The 18,341-nt window shown below is 60.2% G+C and carries 17 protein-coding genes; 7 read left to right on the top strand and 10 right to left on the bottom strand.

Annotation, left to right across the window (positions count from 1 at the left end; translation table 11 throughout):
• Positions 1-68 precede the first annotated feature (68 nt).
• Genes ruvB through ruvC form a run of 3 tightly spaced genes read right to left on the bottom strand, consistent with a single transcriptional unit; the run spans position 69 to position 2,319 of the window.
• A complete protein-coding gene (gene ruvB / locus AKJ29_RS07170; protein ID WP_055189423.1) occupies positions 69-1,115 on the bottom strand; it encodes a Holliday junction branch migration DNA helicase RuvB in 1,047 nt (348 codons plus the stop codon).
• 17 nt (positions 1,116-1,132) lie between these two features.
• The gene (gene ruvA / locus AKJ29_RS07175; protein WP_055189425.1) at positions 1,133-1,816 is read right to left on the bottom strand and encodes a Holliday junction branch migration protein RuvA; all 684 of its coding nucleotides are present in this window, start codon (positions 1,814-1,816) and stop codon (positions 1,133-1,135) included.
• Complete coding sequence (gene ruvC, locus AKJ29_RS07180; RefSeq protein ID WP_055189427.1) at positions 1,813-2,319, bottom strand: crossover junction endodeoxyribonuclease RuvC; 507 nt, start codon at positions 2,317-2,319, stop codon at positions 1,813-1,815. Before ruvC ends, ruvA begins: the two co-directional genes overlap by 4 nt.
• A gap of 548 nt (positions 2,320-2,867) precedes the next feature.
• On the opposite strand from ruvC, the gene AKJ29_RS07185 reads away from it, so the two are divergent.
• Positions 2,868-3,065: a DUF1127 domain-containing protein gene (locus tag AKJ29_RS07185; protein ID WP_055189430.1), complete on the top strand. Its 198-nt coding sequence runs from the start codon at positions 2,868-2,870 to the stop codon at positions 3,063-3,065.
• A 170-nt stretch (positions 3,066-3,235) separates the two neighbouring features.
• Positions 3,236-3,871 (top strand): methyltransferase family protein, encoded by a 636-nt coding sequence (locus AKJ29_RS07190; protein ID WP_055189432.1) that lies wholly within the window; start codon positions 3,236-3,238, stop codon positions 3,869-3,871.
• 91 nt (positions 3,872-3,962) lie between these two features.
• Here the strand turns inward: AKJ29_RS07190 and AKJ29_RS07195 are convergent, their stop codons facing one another.
• Positions 3,963-5,405, bottom strand: a complete 1,443-nt coding sequence (locus tag AKJ29_RS07195) for a Do family serine endopeptidase (RefSeq protein WP_055190448.1) — start codon at positions 5,403-5,405, stop codon at positions 3,963-3,965.
• A gap of 382 nt (positions 5,406-5,787) precedes the next feature.
• Between AKJ29_RS07195 and AKJ29_RS07200 the strand changes: the two genes are divergently transcribed.
• Positions 5,788-6,771 carry a hypothetical protein gene (locus tag AKJ29_RS07200; protein WP_161805384.1) on the top strand — a complete coding sequence of 328 codons (984 nt, stop codon included), beginning with the start codon at positions 5,788-5,790 and terminating at the stop codon, positions 6,769-6,771.
• 226 nt (positions 6,772-6,997) lie between these two features.
• Here the strand turns inward: AKJ29_RS07200 and AKJ29_RS07205 are convergent, their stop codons facing one another.
• The 5 genes from AKJ29_RS07205 to rpiA form a co-directional block, all read right to left on the bottom strand.
• On the bottom strand, positions 6,998-7,186 hold the full coding sequence (locus AKJ29_RS07205) for a DUF2065 domain-containing protein (protein ID WP_055189436.1): 189 nt from the start codon (positions 7,184-7,186) through the stop codon (positions 6,998-7,000).
• Complete coding sequence (gene hflC, locus AKJ29_RS07210; protein ID WP_409360023.1) at positions 7,183-8,040, bottom strand: protease modulator HflC; 858 nt, start codon at positions 8,038-8,040, stop codon at positions 7,183-7,185. The genes AKJ29_RS07205 and hflC overlap by 4 nt, the downstream gene beginning before the upstream one ends.
• Before the next feature lie 14 nt (positions 8,041-8,054).
• Positions 8,055-9,185: an FtsH protease activity modulator HflK gene (gene hflK, locus AKJ29_RS07215; RefSeq protein ID WP_055189440.1), complete on the bottom strand. Its 1,131-nt coding sequence runs from the start codon at positions 9,183-9,185 to the stop codon at positions 8,055-8,057.
• A 306-nt stretch (positions 9,186-9,491) separates the two neighbouring features.
• Entirely contained in the window at positions 9,492-10,868 is a 1,377-nt protein-coding gene (gor, locus tag AKJ29_RS07220) for a glutathione-disulfide reductase (protein ID WP_055189442.1), read from the bottom strand.
• A 243-nt stretch (positions 10,869-11,111) separates the two neighbouring features.
• Complete coding sequence (gene rpiA / locus AKJ29_RS07225; RefSeq protein WP_055189444.1) at positions 11,112-11,894, bottom strand: ribose-5-phosphate isomerase RpiA; 783 nt, start codon at positions 11,892-11,894, stop codon at positions 11,112-11,114.
• Between the two features lie 163 nt (positions 11,895-12,057).
• Here rpiA and AKJ29_RS07230 point away from each other — a divergent pair, with 163 nt between their 5' ends.
• The 3 genes from AKJ29_RS07230 (at position 12,058) to AKJ29_RS07240 (ending at position 14,932) form a co-directional block, all read left to right on the top strand.
• Positions 12,058-12,489: a YbaN family protein gene (locus tag AKJ29_RS07230; RefSeq protein WP_235477337.1), complete on the top strand. Its 432-nt coding sequence runs from the start codon at positions 12,058-12,060 to the stop codon at positions 12,487-12,489.
• An 89-nt stretch (positions 12,490-12,578) separates the two neighbouring features.
• On the top strand, positions 12,579-13,958 hold the full coding sequence (locus AKJ29_RS07235; RefSeq protein WP_055189446.1) for an L-serine ammonia-lyase: 1,380 nt from the start codon (positions 12,579-12,581) through the stop codon (positions 13,956-13,958).
• Between the two features lie 50 nt (positions 13,959-14,008).
• Positions 14,009-14,932, top strand: a complete 924-nt coding sequence (locus AKJ29_RS07240) for a DMT family transporter (RefSeq protein ID WP_055189449.1) — start codon at positions 14,009-14,011, stop codon at positions 14,930-14,932.
• Positions 14,933-14,941: 9 nt separating this feature from the next.
• Here AKJ29_RS07240 and AKJ29_RS07245 read toward each other — a convergent pair whose 3' ends face one another.
• Complete coding sequence (locus AKJ29_RS07245) at positions 14,942-15,613, bottom strand: thiamine diphosphokinase (RefSeq protein WP_055190452.1); 672 nt, start codon at positions 15,611-15,613, stop codon at positions 14,942-14,944.
• A 224-nt stretch (positions 15,614-15,837) separates the two neighbouring features.
• On the opposite strand from AKJ29_RS07245, the gene AKJ29_RS07250 reads away from it, so the two are divergent.
• A complete protein-coding gene (locus AKJ29_RS07250) occupies positions 15,838-18,306 on the top strand; it encodes a hypothetical protein (protein ID WP_152972433.1) in 2,469 nt (822 codons plus the stop codon).
• Positions 18,307-18,341: the final 35 nt, after the last annotated feature.

The following is an 18,341-nucleotide window of genomic DNA, read 5'->3' on the forward strand; positions in this document are numbered from 1 at the left end:
TCGCAATTGTCTTTTTTTCTTGCTCCAAATACCTCCGCCGGAGGCAAGAAAATCAAATCACACGAACGTCACTTTCCAAAGAGGTCGGTCTGCGTCTTCTCCACCACCTCGGGCGCCTCCAGCCCAAGGTGACGCCACGCCTTTTGACCCAGCATCCGCCCACGAGGGGTGCGCTGAATGAGGCCCTGCTGCAAAAGGAAGGGTTCAATCACCTCTTCCAGCGCATCACGGCTTTCAGACAGCGCCGCAGCAAGGGTTTCGATCCCCACCGGGCCACCGCCGTAATGCTCTGCCATCAGGCCAAGATACCGCCGGTCGGCGCCATCCAGCCCCAGATGGTCAACCCCAAGCCGCGTAAGGGCCCCATCGGCAATCTCACGCGCGATGCGCCCATCGCCTTCGACCACGGCAAAATCCACCACACGGCGCAAAAGCCGCCCGGCAATCCGCGGCGTGCCGCGGGCGCGTTTGGCAATCTCTCGCGCGCCGTCATCATCAGCGGGCGTGCCCAGCTTGATGGCATTGCGGGTCACGATCTCATGCAGCTCATCCACGGAGTAGAATTGCAGTCGCGTCGGGATGCCAAACCGGTCGCGCAAAGGGGTGGTCAGCAGGCCCAGCCGCGTGGTTGCCCCCACCAGCGTGAAGGGCTGCAATTCAATCCGCACCGTGCGCGCCGCGGGGCCTTCACCGATCACCAGATCCAGCTCGAAATCTTCCATCGCCGGGTAAAGCACCTCTTCGACAACCGGGTTCAGCCGGTGGATTTCGTCAATGAACAACACGTCATTGGTTTCGAGATTGGTCAGGATCGCCGCCAGATCCCCCGCTTTTGCCAGCACCGGACCGCTTGTCATGCGAAAATTCACCCCAAGCTCGCGCGCCATGATCTGCGCCAGAGTGGTTTTGCCCAGGCCGGGGGGGCCGTGAAAGAGCACATGATCCATGGCCTCCCCACGACGCCGGGCACTTTCGATGAAAATGCGCAGGTTGGCGCGAGCCTCGGCCTGACCGATGAAATCGGTCAGCCGCTCGGGCCGCAAGGCGCGATCCTGTTCGATCGCGCGATCTTCGGGGCGCGGGGCGGCGCGCAGGGTGGGATCCGGGTCTGTCATATGTCTGTTCTACCTGATCAGCCCTTCGGCGCCAGCAGTTTCAGCGCCGCGCGGATAAGCGTTGCGGTATCTGCCTGCGGGATGTCCGCCATCGCCTGCGCCACGGCGGAGGCCGCATCACCCGGACCATATCCCAGATTGCCCAGCGCCGAGAGCGCCTCGCTTTGCGCGGCCGCATTGGCGGGCGGGGCTTTCGGTGTGGTTTTGCGGGGTTTGGGCGCGGCGGCCTCCCCTCCCTCATCCTCGACCACGTCCATGACCTCAGAGAGCGATCCGCCCCGCCCGGCCATTGCCATGACCGACGCGGCCTTGTCCTTGAGTTCATTCACGACGCGCTGAGCGGTTTTCGGGCCAACACCTTTTGCCGCTTTCACCGCGTTCCAGTCGCCCAGCGCAATTGCACGGCTGACCCCGTCCGGGCCCAAGGCCGACAGGATCGCCATCGACGCCTTGGCGCCAATCCCCTGCACCGAGATCAGCAGCCGGTGCCATTCCTTTTCAAGAAGCGAGGTAAAGCCGAAAAGCTGCAAGATATCCTCACGCACCAGCAACTCGGTATAAAGCGCCACCGCCTCCCCCGGGCCGGGCAAGGCGGACATGGTGCGGTCCGAGACATAGACCAGATAGCCCACGCCGCGCACATCAATCAGAACATGGTCTTCAGCGCGATATTCCAGCACCCCGGAAATTTTACCAATCATGCATTTGCCCTTTTCAATACGTCCGAAAGCCTGCCCGCGCTTTGTGCGTGAAAGGCATGGCAGATGGCAATGGCCAGCGCGTCAGAGGCATCCGCCCCGGCCAGCTTCACCCCTGGAAGCTGCATCCTGACCATATGTTCCACCTGCTGTTTGTCGGCATGCCCCACCCCGACCACGGCCTTTTTCACCGCGTTCGGCGCGTATTCCCCGATCTGCAGACCGAACCGGGCCGGCACCAGCATGGCAATCCCGCGCGCCTGCCCGAGTTTCAGCGTGCCAACCGCATCCTTGTTGACGAAAGTATGCTCAACCGCGGCCGTGTCCGGTTGATGCATCTGGAAAACATCGCAAAGCTGATCGAACAGCGACAGGAGCCGTGGGCCAAGATCGGTGCCGCTCGAATGGCAGATCCCGTTTGCCACATGGCGCATCTTCACGCCTTCGGTGTCAATCACCCCCCAGCCAAGGTTGCGAAGCCCCGGGTCAATTCCTATGACGCGCATCCTGCAGTCCTGCTCTTTAGTTATCGTTGCGGTTTGTTGTCGTTGCCGTCGCGTTGCGGTTTTTCCGCTGCTTCCGAATTAGCACGAAACAAGAACATGCGCCAGAACAATCCGCCTCTCCCGGCAGGTCTGCGGCGCGGCGGTGGCGCAGACCTGCCCGCGCACGGTGCAGGATCTGGGTCCGGCGGCGGCTGGTCGCAGGGCTGACGGCACAGGGCGTGCGAGGGCCGGGATGACGAGGACGGAGAGGGAATGATCTGACCGGCAGGTGAGTCGCAAACCCCGCATTTGCGACAAGGATCATTTGGCACTCATCTGGCAAGCCACACCGCAACAGCCAAAGCTTTTTTCTAAAAATCAGTTAATTCCGCCACGCCCCTTCATTCCCAGACCGATTTCGACCTCGTGAAACACGAATGCGACCCGTTGCAAAAAACGCATAGGGGACATGCAATTTGCGGCCTTGCTCGGGCCGGACAACGCCCCTAAGTGGCGCTGAGTGAGCAATGGTGCTCCCCCTTCGTTTTCTTGATCTAAGGACATGAACAATGGCTGTCTTCGAACCCACCCTGTTGAACCACGCTGGTTCTTCCTTCGGGGGCCGTCTGTCCATCGCAGTTCAGCGTGCCGTTGCCGCTGTAACCGCTTGGAATGACGCGCGCTCGACCCGTATTGCGCTGTCGAAACTGACCGACCGCGAACTTGCGGATATCGGTCTGACCCGAGCGGATATCAACGCCATCTGAGCGTTGCGATCCCGATCACAGTGGTTTCCAGGCGGCATCCTCTCTCTCCCAAAGATGCCCCACCACTCAAGAAAACCCGCAGCCTGCCTGCGGGTTTTTCTTTTCTCCGCTCCCCCGTTGAAATGCGCCGCCAGGCGGTCCATCTCAGGTTGAGAAAGAGGAGCGCCGTCATGTCTGCCATTCAAACCGCGAGCCTGCTGGTGCTCGCCCTTTATCTGCTGGCCTTTTTTGCAGGCTCGGCGCTGGCCGCCAGATCCGCAGGGCGGTCGATCTGGCTGTTTGGCAAGGCGCGCGGGCTGGATCGCCTTGCCGCAATCGGGTTTCGGGCAAGTTTTGGGCTCGCGCTGGTTGCACCTCCCCTTTATCTGATCGCGCCTGACGTCGCCAATATCGACCCGCTCTGGTGGCCCGGTCTTGGCGCGGCGGCCGTGCCCGGGCATCTGATCGCGGTGGGCGGGGCCATGCTGGCCTTTGCCGCTCAGATGGCGATGGGCGCCTCCTGGCGGGTCGGGGTGCTGGCCGAGGCAACCGGCGCGCTGGTCTCGGACGGGCTTTACACATTTTCGCGCAACCCCACCTTTCTTGGCCAGGCGATGCTGTTGGCCGGAGTCGCCCTGGCGCTTCCGTCCCTTCCGGGGGGCCTTGCCGTGTTGCTGTTTGTCGGGTCCGCGCAGATCCAGATCCGCTCGGAAGAGGCAGCACTTCTGGCCCATCATGGCGATGCGTTCAAAGCCTTCTGCGCCCGCACCCCGCGCTGGGTTGGACGGGCCCGGAATGGGGCTGGAACAGGTAAGTCATCGGGGTAAGCCGAGCACAATAGAAAAGCCCCGCCGAGAACCCGGCGGGGCTTTGTGTCTTTGATCGGATTGTCTGAAACGCGTCCGGAATATGCCGCGCTTACTCCTCCAGCGACAGTGCCAGGAAACGCGGCTCGCCATTGCGGCGGATCAGCAGCAGCATGGATTTGCGTCCGGCGTCACGACCATCCTCGATCATGGCCTCGAACCTGCTCAGGCTGGTGACCCCGGTCTGTCCGGCCTCGGCGATCACATCGCCCCGACGCAGACCTTTTTCAAAGGCTTCCGAGCTTTCATCCACATCAACCACAACAAGACCAGAGGCTCCGGGATTGAGACCCAGCTCTTCACGAAGCGTGTCATTCAGCTCTGTCAGCGTCATGCCAAGCAGCGTCTTTTCGACGGGGCTTCTCTGGCCCGGTGTCTGGCTGCCGTCATTTGAGGCCACAGCCTCTTCCCGACGGCCAAGCGTCACCTTCAGCGTTTCGGTCTGGCCACCGCGTTTCACGACAACGCGCACGGCCTTGCCCACCGGCGCATCGCCCACGATCTTGACCAGTTCACGGGTATTGGCCACATCAATCCCGTCAAAGGACAGGATCACGTCACCGGCCATAATACCCGCCTCTTTTGACGGCCCATCCGGCACATCATTGACCAGCACGCCATTGGTTGAACTCAGACCCAGCCCTTCGAGCATGTCCTCCGTGATGTCCTGAATGCGCACACCAAGCCAGCCACGACGGGTCTCGCCAAACTCCTGCAGCTGGCCGATCACTTTCTCAACCACATTGGAGGACATCGAGAAGCCGATCCCGATCGAGCCGCCATTGGGGCTGAGGATCGCAGTATTCACGCCGATCACTTCCCCATCCATGCTAAAGAGCGGTCCACCCGAGTTGCCCCGGTTGATCGCCGCGTCGGTCTGGATGTAATCGTCATAGACGCCGCCAAGGCCACGGTTGCGCGCCGAGATGATACCGGCGGAGACAGAAAAGCCCTGCCCCAGCGGGTTGCCCACGGCCATCACCCAGTCGCCCACACGCATCACGTCACTGTCACCGAATTTCACGAAATCCAGCGGTTCATCACTTTCGACCTTGAGCAGCGCAATGTCGGTGTTCGGATCGGTGCCGATCACCTTGGCGGGCAGCTCCTTTTCACCGCCAAAGAACTCGATCATAATCTCGTCCGCACCATCAATGACATGGTTGTTGGTCACGATGAAACCGTCTTCGGAAATCACAAACCCCGACCCCAGCGCCTGGCTGCGCCGCGGATTCGGGGCACCATTCCCCCCCGGCCCGTTGCGACCGCGGTCCCGGTCAAGGAAATCACGGAAGAAATCCTCAAACGGGCTGCCTTCGGGCACCATTGGCTGCTGGCCGACACGGCTTTCAATGATCGTGGAGGTGGTGATATTCACCACCGCCGGGCTGACCTGCTCGGCCAGATCCGCAAAGCTATCGGGCGCACCGCGCGCCTCGGTCCGAAGACCGGACACCAGCACAATCGCCGCGCTCATCACCAGTGCCACGAACATCATCATGCCCTGTGCGGGACGATGGCGTGTAATTGGAATTGCCTGCGCTCTCAAATCATCTCTCCTCGTTTTCACTCTCTGATTGGGACCCTGCTTGCGCGCGATCCCTTTGGGGACAGTCTCTAGATAGGAACAAAAATGTGCAACGCAAACTTGCACAAGGAAATGACGGGCACGTTCACCTGCTTGTGATCCCCATGCACATTCACGCGATAGGCCGGAATTGGCCGACATCCCCCCAAAGTCTCAACCTGATATTAGGACTTACCCGCCATAATTGCCCTGACAAACCGGTTGAGGCAATGATTTGAGGGTAGAGAACACAGCTTATCTTTCCTGCGACAGCACCTGCATACACCTGTGCCGCCAGCTTCTGTTTGCCTTGATACTCAGCATTTTCCCACCGGCGGCATTGCTGGCTGCCGACGACCGGTGCGGTGTCCCCGATGAAGTCAATGAACTGATCGACACGGTCAGCAGATATGCGGCAAAAGGTGCGGTGCTGTCGTCAGTGGAACAGCGCCAGCTTCGCCGCCAACTCATCCGTGCGCAATCCGTCATCTCCACCCGAGAGGATGATCTGGGCCTAGGCAGTTGGAAACCCGCATTTGACTGGATGGTCATCGCCACACAGGAAGCGTCGACTACGGGCCGGTTTCCGGACCCGGCAACGCTGCGCAGCCGTGTGGGTGTCCTGATCGCGGGGATGCGATTTTCCTGCAATGCCGGCGTGAGCGGTGGCAAGGGGGCTGCATGGGCAGGACAGGCGGACGGCACGATGAAAAACCGCCTGAAACGCTTTATGGAACGGGGTGTCTCTGACTTAACGGTTTTAGAACAATCGCTTGCGGGCCTTTTCCTTGTGACCTTCCTGGTGCCGATCATCATCGGGGCAATCTGGTTTTCCCATTGGATTATCCGCACCTATCACACGGAGGATAAGCCCCTGCACCCCGTATCAGAACCAATATCCACGCCGCCCCCTGCCCCCCCAACTGGCCTATTCAACCAGCATGAATGTCGCATTCACGCCGCTGTTGAATTCGATCTGGATGTTGTGGATGTCTCGATTGTCGCCCTGGATGAAATCGGTGCCCTGATTGCGCCTGTCAACTCCGGCGCATATGACCGGATCGTCACCTTGCTTGAGGAAAGGCGTGGCAATGGCCATTGTCAGATCATGGTCGGGCCACATCGTCTCGCCTTTCTGATACTGAACCATCACCACGGGCTGGCCGCCGGTTTTTTCTCCGATCCGCTGTCGCCAGAGCTGCTCGAAACTCTGTTGAACGCCTCTGTCACGCCGCCGGTTTTCACACCAATGCCGACGGCGTCATCCCCTGCGCCCGAATTGCCTGACGACTAGAACATATTTTTTTGAAATGGCGCTGAAACAGGACATGCAACTGACCGCAGGCGGTGGCGACCTCTCTTGTTCCGATGGCGCAGGGCTTACCCGAAACTGTGGCGCTGTCCTGAGCTCATCGCGGCGTCAGAAACGCAGCTGCAGACACAGCGCCGCACAACCGGCGCACAGCCGGCGCACAGGGACGTAGCCCGATGGGGGTCCCGCCCAATCACCTGTTCAAAACTCATCCACCCTGAGACAACCACACCATCACCGCCCCGAGACCAACCGCGCCCAGCCCGATGGCCCGGCGCTGGTCACGGGTCAATGCATTGATTGCCTGAACCAACTCATCAAGACGCGAAGGGGCCAGTGCGAACACCAGCCCCTCAATCACGAGCACAAGCCCGAAGCCTAAGAGCACAAAGCTCACTTCCGGCCCTCATCCGAATTCAGATAGTCGAAAAATTCGCTATCCGGCGAAATGACAAGCGAGGAGTTTTCACCGCTCAGCGAGGCTTCATAGGCCTGAAGCGAGCGCAGGAACGCATAGAATTCCTCATCCCGCCCAAGGGCATCTGCCAGAATGGCATTGCGTCGGGCATCCGCCTCACCGCGAATGATCTCGGCATTTTTACGCGCCTCTGAGGTGGTTTCCACCACGGTCCGATCTGCCGTTGCCCGCAGGCGTTGGGCGGCCTCGTTACCACGGGCAATTTCGTCTGCGGCAAGACGCTGACGTTCGGCTCGCATCCGTTCAAAAGTTGCCTCAAGGTTCTGCTTTGGCAGGTCGGCGCTTTTGATCCGCACGTCGATCACTTCGATCCCAAGATCAACCGATTGGCTGCGGGCGCGATCACGGATCTGGTTCATCAACACCACCCGGTCGGCGGATAGAACGACCCCGGATTTCACCTTCCCCAGAACGGCCCGAAGTTCGGCGTTCAGGATCCGTTCGAGCCGCGACGCTGCCCCGGCAATCCCCCCGGCCCCGACAGAACGACGGAATTCCTTTGCGTCAATGATGCGCCAGCGGGCAAAGGCGTCCACTTCCAGACGGCGCCCATCTGCCGGCGTCACCTCAAGCTTGCGCGTATCAAGCGGCAGGATCCGGTCATCATATTTCACGATTTCGTCGATCAGCGGCACTTTGAAATAAAGCCCCGGATCGCGCACCTCTTCCTTCACCTCACCAAAGCGAAGTTTCAGAACGGTTTCGCGCTCATCCACGATATAAATGGCTTGCAGCGCGGCCACGACAGCCACGACAACAACACCAATCAACATTTGTGTCTTGCGCATCACTTCGACCCTCCGCTGGATTTGTTCAGCTCATTGAGCGGCAGATAGGGCACAACGCCCCCTTCCCCGCCAACCGGGGTGTCAATGATCACCTTGTTCACCGATCCCATGACCTTTTCGAGGGTTTCGAGGTAAAGGCGTTTGCGCGTCACATCCTGTGCCTTCGCATATTCCTCATACACGGCGATGAAACGGGCGGCTTCCCCTTCGGCCTCATTCACGACTTTGGCACGATACCCTTCGGCCTCTTCCAGAAGCTGCGCCGCCTCACCACGTGCGGCTGCCACCACACGGTTGGCATAGGCGTCGGCCTGTTTTTGCAACGTGTCACGGGTTTGCTCAGCGGCCTGAACTTCACGGAAGCTGTCGATCACTTCGCGCGGCGGGTCAGCACGGTCGAAGTTCACGCGCACGATGTTCACCCCGGCCTCATAGCCATCCAGGGTCTGCTGGATCAGATCCTGCAATTCCTGCTGAATGACCCCACGGTCCGAGGTCAGGATCGGCGCCAGCAGGGAGCGGGCGATAATCTCGCGCATGGCCGATTCCGACACGGCGCGAATGGTGTCTTCGGGGGCTGCGAGGTTGTAGACGAACGCCTCGATATCCGAAATGTTCCAGACCACCTGGAAATCAATATCGACGATATTTTCATCCCCGGTCAGCATCAGGCCGGAATTGCCCTCGCCAATATTGATGATGTTTTCACGGGTCACCGGATAGATTTCCTTGGTCACCACCGGCCAGGGGGCAAAGTTCAGACCTTCCTGACCAACCCCGTAACGTGCGCCAAACAGCTGTTCGACCGATTGTTCCGAGGTATCAACGCGATAGAAGCTGGCAAACACCCAGACACCGGCAGCGGCCAAAGCCCCCAGCATCAGCGTGCCGCGACCGATCCCCGGCCCACCTGTGCCAGATCCCGAACCACCACGGCGTCCATCAGAACGGCCGCCCATCAGAACACGCAGCTGCTCTTGCCCCTTCTTCATCAACTCGTCGATTTCGGGGATCGGTTGGTCCCCGGGGCGCTGGGGACGATTGCCCCCCTGATTGCCGCCCTGTTTGTCGCCACCCGAACCGCCGCGGTTTCCACCGCCGCCCCAGGGGCCGCCATTATCGCTGGCCATGTGGTTATTGTCCTTATCTGGTCAAAGCATCAGAGCAATAACTGGCCTTTCGGGAGCGATTTTTCAAGGGAAAGCCCTTCGCTTGCGCGGGTTTTTCAGGTCATCGGGGGGGATTTTCAAAAAAACCAGAAAACTAGTTTTCTAGTTTTCTAGTTTTCTAGTTTTCTATGAAAACAGTGCAGCAGTCCCGGTACACAAGCTCTAAAGCGTTTCGACGTTCACCTGAGGCAGGGAAAAGTCGAAACACTGTAAATGAAACGCGCGCCCCAAAAAGCGCGCGTCCTCTTCTACTTTCAACGGTGCAAATCAATCGCGCCGTGTGGGTGTTTTCATCAACACAATCTCTTCCGACATGGTCGGGTGCACCGCCACGGTGCGGTCGAAATCTGCTTTGGTGGCCCCCATCTTCACCGCCACCGCTGCCAGCTGGATCATCTCGCCCGCACCCGGTCCAACGATATGAACCCCCAGCACTTTCTGGCTGGCCTGGCTCACCACCAGTTTGAACAGCACACGTTCGTCAGAGCCGATAAAGCTGGACTGCATCGGGCGGAACGCAGCCGTGTAGACGTCGATTTTTTCGGCGGCACGGGCCTCTTCCTCGCTCATGCCCACCGTGCCATATTCCGGCTGGGTAAACACGGCAGAGGCGACATTCTCGTGATCCGGGCTGGTCGGGTTGCCATTGAACACGGTTTCCACAAAAGCCATTGCCTCGCGGATGGCCACCGGCGTCAGGGTGATCCGGTTGGTCACATCCCCCACGGCGTAAATCGACGGGACCGAGGTCTGGCTGTATTGATCAACAACCACTTCCCCGCCACGACCCAGCTCAACCCCGGCTTCGGCAAGGCCCAGCCCGTCAGTATTGGGCACCCGGCCGGTTGCGAACATCACCTGGTCGAACATTTCTTCACGCCCATCGGTGCCCTTGACCCAGATGGCCCCGTCGCGGCGCTCCATCCGTTCCACTTCCAGCCCCACATGCAGGTCCACCCCGCGCGCAGAGATATGTTCCGCCAGAAATCCACGCACCTCGTCATCAAAGCCACGCAGGATCTGTGCGCCGCGATACCATTGCGCCACATGCGCGCCGAGACCGTTGAAAATACACGCAAATTCCGTAGCGATATAGCCCCCGCCAACAATCAGGATGCGATTAGGGAAGGTGTCGAGGTTGAAGACCTCGTTTGAGGTAATGCCAAGATCCTGTGCCCCGGGCGTATCAGGCAGGAAGGGGCGCCCGCCCGTGGCCACCAGGATATGCTTTGCGGTGAAGGTTTCCCCCGTGGACAGCGCCACCGTATGGGCATCTTTCACCACCGCGCGCGCATTGAAGATATCCGCACCGGAATTGCCCAGGTTGCGCTGATAGATCCCCTCAAGCCGATCCAGTTCCGCATGCAGCATCGGCTGAAACTGCCCCCAGTCGAACACACCTGCCGCATTGCCGCGCCAGCCATATTTCGCGGCCTCATCCGCCGCCGGGCCATAGTGGGAAGCAAACACCATCAGCTTTTTCGGCACGCAGCCGCGGATGACGCAGGTGCCGCCCATGCGGAACTCTTCCGCCAGCGCCACCTTGGCCCCGCCCTCTGCCGCCACCCGGCCCGCGCGCACGCCGCCGGACCCGCCACCGATGACAAACAGGTCATAGTCAAATTCGCTCGCAGTGGTGTTCATGGTCGTCCCTTCCGAAATCAAGTTGACGAGAACCTAGGGGTAAGGGGGAAAGGTTTCCAGAGTGGGAACGTGCGATTTTTCAACAAGCAGTCACAAAGCCGCGACCAGAGCGCGGGTCCGACAGTCCGGCGGACGCGACATACAGTCCGGCGGACGCGACATAAGGAGAGCCACCGCAGGCTGGAAAAGTTTAAACTCCGGCGTTTTTGATGTTCGAAAGTTTAAACTTTCCCCTCGGGAGGGTCACAAATCTTTAAAGATATTGTCTGTTTCGACAAACTCGATCCGGTCTTCCTCAAACGTGCCTTCATTGATGTCGATCACCTCAACCCGGCCATCCCCATGCCCCACGACAACCACGTCGCAGATGTCGATGAACAGGCCGTTCTCCACCACGCCGGGGATCTGGTTCAGCACCATCGACAATTTGCGCGGATCACCGATGCGTTTCAGATGCAGGTCAAGGATGTAATTGCCCTCATCCGAAAGAAAGGGCTGGTCCCCGTTCATGCGCAGCGTGGTGATCTGGCCCAGCACATCCATGGAGATCAGCATTTCTTCGACCAGGTTTTTTGACGTCTGCCAGCCGAACGGAACCACTTCCAAAGGCAGGGGAAAGGCGCCAAGTTGCTCAACCGATTTTGACGGATCTGCAATCACCACCATGCGGTCAGACGCGGTTGCGACAATCTTTTCAAGCAGATGCGCCCCGCCGGCGCCTTTGATCAGACAAAGGTCCGCGTCAAATTCATCGGTGCCGTCAATGGTCAGGTCCAGCCATTTGACCTCATCCAGCCCCGCAACCGGAATGCCCTGCGCCCGTGCAAGCTCTGCGGTGCGCACCGAGGTGGGAACACCGGTGACGCGCAAACCTTCTTCGCGCACAAGCTCCCCAAGGCAGCGCACCATCCAGGCGGCGGTTGAGCCCGTTCCAAGACCTACGCGCATCCCGTCCTCGACAAATTCCACTGCGCGCTTGGCGGCGACGAATTTGGCGGTATCGATGGGTGACAATTCGCCGGACATGGCGCCCCCTCCTCTTAAGACACTGTTTTGGCGGTTATAAATCAGATGTTGCCCCGTGGCGAGAGGGTCTGACCAGACCGCTATGAAAGGGGCGCTGCCCCTCGGCTCTTCGAGCCTCACCCCGGGATATTTTTAACAAGGAAAAGAGAGGTTTAGCGCGCCCATGCTGATTGCTGGACATTCCGAAAAGATTGCACCAGCATGGGGGCGGATAGGGTCGTTCTGGAGTGCGGCAAACGGCATGGGCAGGTTTTTCTTTATCGCGTTGGGCTGGGGCGCCGTGGGCCTTGGCCTATTGGGTATTCTGCTGCCAGTGGTGCCGACCACCCCCTTTTTGCTGGTGGCGGCGTTTGCCTTTGGGAAATCCAGCCCCCGGGCGCGTAAATGGCTGATTGAACACGCCCATTTTGGTCCGACCATTCGGGATTGGGAAGAACGAGGCGCGATTTCCCGGCGCGCAAAACTTCTGGCAACCAGCATGATGGCATTGGTGATAGCGTTTTCGGTGTGGAAGGGATTGCCGCTTTGGGTTCTGACCCTGCAGGGGGTTTTGATCGCGGCGGGCGCGGCTTTTGTGCTCACACGTCCTGACTAAGCACGAATATGTCGCTTTCCGCCCGTCATATGATCTAAAATTCGCCATGGTGGGGTCTATTGCTTGTTGACCAAATGCGCGAGGGTCTCATGTTTCTATCTGTCTTTGACATGTTCAAGGTTGGGGTTGGCCCCAGTTCGTCCCACACGATGGGACCGATGGTAGCCGGTGGCCGGTTTCTGGATCTGCTGCGCGAGCAGCCGTTTCAGGTGGCTGGGCTGCGGGCGTCCCTGCACGGGTCTTTGGCCTTTACCGGCGTGGGCCATGCCACGGACCGGGCGACTATTCTGGGCCTCGCAGGGTTTCTGCCCGACAGCTATGAACATGCGGCGGCAGAGGCCTGCCTGGATGCCATCAACGCCAGCAAGACGGTCAACCCGGAGGGGTTGGGGGCGCTGAAATTCGATCCAGCCACGGACCTGATCTTTGACTATGATCACCCGCTGCCCGGCCACGCCAACGGTATGGTGCTGATGGCCACGGATGCGCAGGGTGATGTTGTGGTTCGCGAGACCTATTACTCGATCGGTGGGGGGTTCGTGGTGACCGAGGCCGAACAGGCCGAAGAGCCGGTCCGCGACAAGGTAGATGCAAAAACCCATCCCTATCCATTTGAAACCGCAGCGCAAATGCTTGAGATGGCAGCCATGTCCGGCAAGTCGATTGCCGAGATGAAACGCGCCAACGAGCTGGAACATATGGGGCCAGCATCGCTGGATGCGGGCATCACGCGCCTGTGGCAGGTGATGGAGGATTGCATCACCCGCGGGCTGGATCGCGAGGGCATCCTGCCCGGTGGCCTGTCGGTGAAACGACGCGCGCGCGGCATTTACGAGGCCTTGCAGGCGGAGAAGGGGCTGAACCTGACCGCACCTCATACGATCAATGACTGGATGAGCGTCTATGCCATGGCGGTGAACGAAGAAAATGCCGCTGGCGGACAGGTGGTCACCGCCCCGACCAACGGGGCAGCGGGGGTATTGCCTGCAACCATCATGTACTGGCTCAACCATGTGCCGGGTGCAAGCCGCGACAAGATCGGCGAGTTCCTTTTGACCGCGTCGGCGATTGGCGGGATCGTCAAGCACAATGCCTCGATTTCAGGGGCAGAGGCGGGCTGTCAGGCGGAGGTCGGTTCGGCCAGTGCCATGGCGGCGGCCGGGCTGTGCGCCGTGATGGGCGGCACGCCGATGCAGGTGGAAAACGCCGCAGAGATCGCGCTGGAACACCACCTTGGACTGACCTGCGACCCGATCAAGGGGCTGGTTCAGGTGCCATGTATCGAACGCAATGGCGTGGGCGCGATCAAGGCGGTCTCGGCGGCGTCGCTTTCGCTGCGCGGGGATGGCACCCATCTTGTGCCGCTGGATGCCTGTGTGAAAACCATGTTCGAAACCGGGCAGGACATGATGGAGAAGTATAAAGAGACCTCTCTGGGCGGGCTTGCCGTGAATGTGCCGAACTGCTGATCTACCATAGGGTGAATTGACTTCTGACCGGGGCGGCGTAGGGTCGCCCCATGTCTAGTTCCATCACATCCTCAACCTCTCATGACCGCCCCTTCCTTGGCATCCTGTTGATGCTGGGATTTTGCATGTTGGTGCCGTTGTCGGATGCGCAGGCCAAGGCGCTGGGGGATGAAGTGGCGCTTTTGGCCCTGATCACCCTGCGATTTCTGTTTCCCCTTTTGCTTTACCCCTGGCTGAAGGCGCGCAACATCCCATGCCTGCCGCCCAAGGGCACACGGGTCTGGATGCTGGCGCGCGCGCTGGTTTTGCTGATCTCGATGGGGTTGATGTATCAGTCGCTGCGATTTCTGCCACTGGCGGATGCGGTGGCAATTGCCTTTGTGGCTCCGTTCATCATGCTGGCCCTTGGGGCGCTGGTGCTGGGCGAACAGGTTGGGCCACACCGGATTGGCGCCGCCCTGGTTGGTTTCATCGGCACGCTTCTGGTGATCCAGCCCAATTTCGTGGCGGTGGGGCTGGTGGCGCTCATGCCGCTTGGGGTCGCGCTTGGCTTTGCCATCTTCGCAATGATCACACGCAAGATTTCACGCGCAATGGATCCGCTGGCGATCCAGGTGGCCAATGGATCTCTCGGTGCTGTCATTTTGCTGCCGCTCTGGGGCATTGCCGGGGCAGACGCCCTGCCGCCGCTGCATCTTGCGCCAGATCTGGTCATGTTCGGAGTGATCGGGACCGCGTCGGCAATTTTGATGACCGCCAGCCTGAAATATGCCCCTTCTGCCACGCTGGCACCGATGCAATATCTGGAAATTCCCTTTGCCACGCTGATTGGCTGGCTTGCCTTTCACGACCTGCCCAACGGGCTTGCCGCGCTGGGAATCGCCATTACCGTGGCAGCCGGGCTTTACGTGATTACGCGCGAGCACCGGCAGGCGCGGCGTCAGGCAAAGTGTCAGGCTCAGCGCCCTACCTGACAGTCCGGCTTAGCCGAGCAGGGCCTCGATGACCGCCCCAAGATGGGCGCGCGGCAGGATCACCAACATGCCCGGCCGATCAAAGGACAGGGTCAGCTGGCCCTCGGCCACCTCATTTGAGGTCCCGACCCGCCCCCAGGGAGACAGGGTCAGCCCGTCAACCGGCCAGCGCAACCCGGTGCAGTTCCCGGTCACCTCCGCCATGGGGAAAAGTGACAAACGCGCCCCCAATGGCAGCGCCAGCTTGAGATTGTCCGCAAGATGGAAACAAAGATCCTCCTCTCCCAGCAAGACACAGGGCGCGGTGCTGCGCACCAATGCGTTGTAACAGGCAAGTTCATGATCCAGCCGTCCGCCCATGAACCCAACCCCCAGCACCAAGGGCGCCTGCCCCTGCTCAACCGCCCATTGCAACGCCTTGTCGAAATCCGTTCGGTTCTGGTCGGGGGTTTCCACAACACAGGCAGGGTCGAACACGGCACGAACCTCGGGGGTCAGACTGTCCAGATCCCCCACCACCGCCTCCGGCATCAGATCCAGCGACACAGCGGTCCCGGCCGCCCCATCCACCGCCACGAGGCGGGGGGCAAATTCAAGGCTCTCACGCAGAATCGAGTGGTTAACCCGCCCGCCTCCAAGCAGTGTTATTGACGCCAATTGTTGCAAAATATTCCCTTTCATGCGGTTATTGTTTCCAAATCGGCAAAAAAACACATTCCTGCCCAGAAAAAATACCGCGATTTTCCCGGTTTTGTTCATTTTCCCGAACCAGTGCATGGTAAACAGGTTCCTGCTGGATCGGGGGAGAAAGCGAGTTATTTATGGTGAGCAATAGCAAGATTCTCACTGTATCTTACGGCACATTTTCGTGCACGTTGGAGGGTTTTGACGAACCTTTCAACACGATGAAGTCAATTGCGGAGTATTTCCGTGATCTGGCGGCAGACGATCGCTACTTCGGCGCGGAACCACCCACGCCGGATGCAGAGATGCTGCATCGCATCGCTGAACGTGAGATTCAGAAACGGGTTGAAGCCCGCGTGGAAAAGGACGGTGTCGTCCTGCGTCAGGCTGACGCCGACGTGACCACCCAAACCGCCATTGGCGCAACCGCCGTGGAGGCGGGTCACCTGTTGACCGATGCGTCCACCACCGCCGCTGAAAACTCCGCTTCCGAACACGCCCCCACATCGCAGGCCGGCGCCGCTCAGGACGAGCCGACCCCGTCAGTGACTGAGGATGAGGACATCGCCCAACCGGAGGCTCCGGTTGCAGAGGTTCCGCAGGCAGATGAGGCGCCGCTGAACACGCCTGTTTCCGGCTCGATTGCTGACAAGCTCAGCCGCATTCGCGCGGTGGTCGATGAAAAGCGCGCCGAAGGGGCCGCAGCCTTTGTCGCCACCGATCAATATGCCGAAGATCAGGATCTTGATCGGGCCGACGTTTCCAATCTCTTTGTGGATACCGACGAGATTGAAGACCTGCCGGATGCCGTCGAGGCCGAGGTCGAAATGGACCTCGACACGGCCCCCGATACAGACACTGCTGCGCAGGACGCGGAGGGCGAGGACGCCCAGCCCCCTCAGAACCTGCGTTCTGAGGATGACGAAGCCCCCCTGCCTGACGCCCTGACCGCAGAAGAAGAGAATCTGTCTTCGGCAGAGATCCGCAAGCTGCGCCGCTCTCGCCGCGCCCAGCGCGCCCAACGTCTGCGTGAACTTGCACGCGCAGAACTGGCCGCACAGGGTATGTCGCAAGACGAGGATGAGGACGACGAGCAACCGGTTTCTGAACTCCAGGAGCAGGGGCTTGAAGAGGACGCGCAGCCCCGTGAGGACGCGCAGGAAGAAAGCCTGCAGGACGAAGATCTGGAAGACGAGAACGACATTGCAGAGGGCTCCTCGTCCATTTCGTCCGTTCTTGCCACGGTCGCGAAACATGGGCGCAGCAATGTGACCCTCGACGACGAGGCAGCCGATCAGGACAACCAACCTTCCGCATCTGTTGCAGAAACTGCTGAGCCTGAAACTCTCGATCAGGACCGCGGACAGGGTGAGGATACGATTTCCGGGATCCTGTCGCGACTGAACAGCGAGCCCAAGGCGGAAGAGGCCGCGGAAGAGGCAAGCGCAGACATCGCTGAGCCCGAAATCGCTGAAACTGTCGAAACCGAGGCTGATCTTGCCGAACAGGATGACATCGACCCGGAAGATACCGATCTGGACATGGCCGAAGAAGCGGCCACGGAGCGCGATGACCTACATGCCGAGGAGACTGCCGAAGAGGACGCTGCCCAGGAAGAAGAGGACACCTCCCCTCGCCCGGTCGCTCTGCGCAAACCCCGTGTGATTCGCGTGCGCCACGTGAAAGGCGGACAGCTTTCGTCCCCCGAGGACGACGCATCGCAGGACAATGAAAATGCAATGCTGACCCCGGAGGCTGAGGCGGAACTGATGGCCGAGCTGGCTGAGGCGGAAGCCGAAGCCGTTGCCGCGCAGACAGACGAAATCTCCGCTCAGGCCCCGCAGATCGAAGACGCACCCGCCATCGAGGAGGCCCCCGCCGAAGTCGCCACAGAAGAGCGTCCTGAAACACGCGATCTGCCGAAGCTCACCGCATTTGATGATGGCGGCGTCAGCGACAGCGAAAACGCGCTGGACCGGCTGCTGGCTGAGGCCGACACGCATATGGCCAGCACCGAGGTAAGCCGCCGCCGGTCTGCCATCGCACATCTCAAGGCAGCGGTTCAGGCCAAACGCGCAGATGACACACATGAGGATGCATCGGGTAAAAATGGTGACGACAGCGTCGGCGCCTATCGCGATGACCTTGCCCGTGTTGTGCGTCCGCGTCGCCCCGGCATGTCCGGAGGGTCGTCGCGCCGGATGCCCCCCCTGGTTCTGGTGTCCGAACAACGCGTTGACGAAATGGAAACAATTGATGAGGCCCCAGCGGTCCCGACCTCCAGTGACATCGTGCGCCCGCGCCGCGTTCTGCGCAACCCGCAGGCCGACCTCGCACGGGACGAGATCTCTGAAGACACGGCAACCGAACAGCTGGATGCCGGGTTTATCGACTATGTCGAACAAACCGGAGCCCATAAGATGGGAGAGCTGCTGGAAGCTGCAGCCTGCCACACCGTGCTGCTGAACGGGTATGAAAGCTTTACCCGTCCCCGCGTGATGGGCATGGTGCGCCGCTATGTGGGCGAAGAGGAGTTTTCGCGTGAAGAAGGTCTGCGCGCCTTTGGCAAACTGCTGCGCGAAGGGCGGATCAAACGCCTGAAACGCGGCCAGTTCGCCCTGACCGAAAGCACCCGCTTCCGTCCTGGCAGCGGTTCAGACGGAGAGACCGACGGGCGCCAATCTGCGTGACCCGGCACCAAACAGAAAAAGGCCCCTGCATTGCG

This window comes from Aliiroseovarius crassostreae, assembly GCF_001307765.1.
GTDB classification, from domain to species: domain Bacteria; phylum Pseudomonadota; class Alphaproteobacteria; order Rhodobacterales; family Rhodobacteraceae; genus Aliiroseovarius; species Aliiroseovarius crassostreae.

Excerpts from the sequence above, each read along its gene's own strand:
- gor (WP_055189442.1), bottom strand. The coding sequence starts at position 10,868 with ATGAACACCACTGCGAGCGAATTTGACTATGACCTGTTTGTCATCGGT.
- AKJ29_RS07195 (WP_055190448.1), bottom strand. The coding sequence starts at position 5,405 with ATGTTCGTGGCACTGGTGATGAGCGCGGCGATTGTGCTGGTGTCCGGT.
- rpiA (WP_055189444.1), bottom strand. The coding sequence starts at position 11,894 with ATGTCCGGCGAATTGTCACCCATCGATACCGCCAAATTCGTCGCCGCC.
- AKJ29_RS07240 (WP_055189449.1), top strand. The coding sequence starts at position 14,009 with ATGTCTAGTTCCATCACATCCTCAACCTCTCATGACCGCCCCTTCCTT.
- ruvC (WP_055189427.1), bottom strand. The coding sequence starts at position 2,319 with ATGCGCGTCATAGGAATTGACCCGGGGCTTCGCAACCTTGGCTGGGGG.
- AKJ29_RS07235 (WP_055189446.1), top strand. The coding sequence starts at position 12,579 with ATGTTTCTATCTGTCTTTGACATGTTCAAGGTTGGGGTTGGCCCCAGT.
- hflC (WP_409360023.1), bottom strand. The coding sequence starts at position 8,040 with ATGTTGATTGGTGTTGTTGTCGTGGCTGTCGTGGCCGCGCTGCAAGCC.
- AKJ29_RS07230 (WP_235477337.1), top strand. The coding sequence starts at position 12,058 with ATGCTGATTGCTGGACATTCCGAAAAGATTGCACCAGCATGGGGGCGG.
- AKJ29_RS07250 (WP_152972433.1), top strand. The coding sequence starts at position 15,838 with ATGAAGTCAATTGCGGAGTATTTCCGTGATCTGGCGGCAGACGATCGC.
- AKJ29_RS07245 (WP_055190452.1), bottom strand. The coding sequence starts at position 15,613 with ATGAAAGGGAATATTTTGCAACAATTGGCGTCAATAACACTGCTTGGA.
- ruvB (WP_055189423.1), bottom strand. The coding sequence starts at position 1,115 with ATGACAGACCCGGATCCCACCCTGCGCGCCGCCCCGCGCCCCGAAGAT.
- hflK (WP_055189440.1), bottom strand. The coding sequence starts at position 9,185 with ATGGCCAGCGATAATGGCGGCCCCTGGGGCGGCGGTGGAAACCGCGGC.
- AKJ29_RS07185 (WP_055189430.1), top strand. The coding sequence starts at position 2,868 with ATGGCTGTCTTCGAACCCACCCTGTTGAACCACGCTGGTTCTTCCTTC.
- ruvA (WP_055189425.1), bottom strand. The coding sequence starts at position 1,816 with ATGATTGGTAAAATTTCCGGGGTGCTGGAATATCGCGCTGAAGACCAT.
- AKJ29_RS07190 (WP_055189432.1), top strand. The coding sequence starts at position 3,236 with ATGTCTGCCATTCAAACCGCGAGCCTGCTGGTGCTCGCCCTTTATCTG.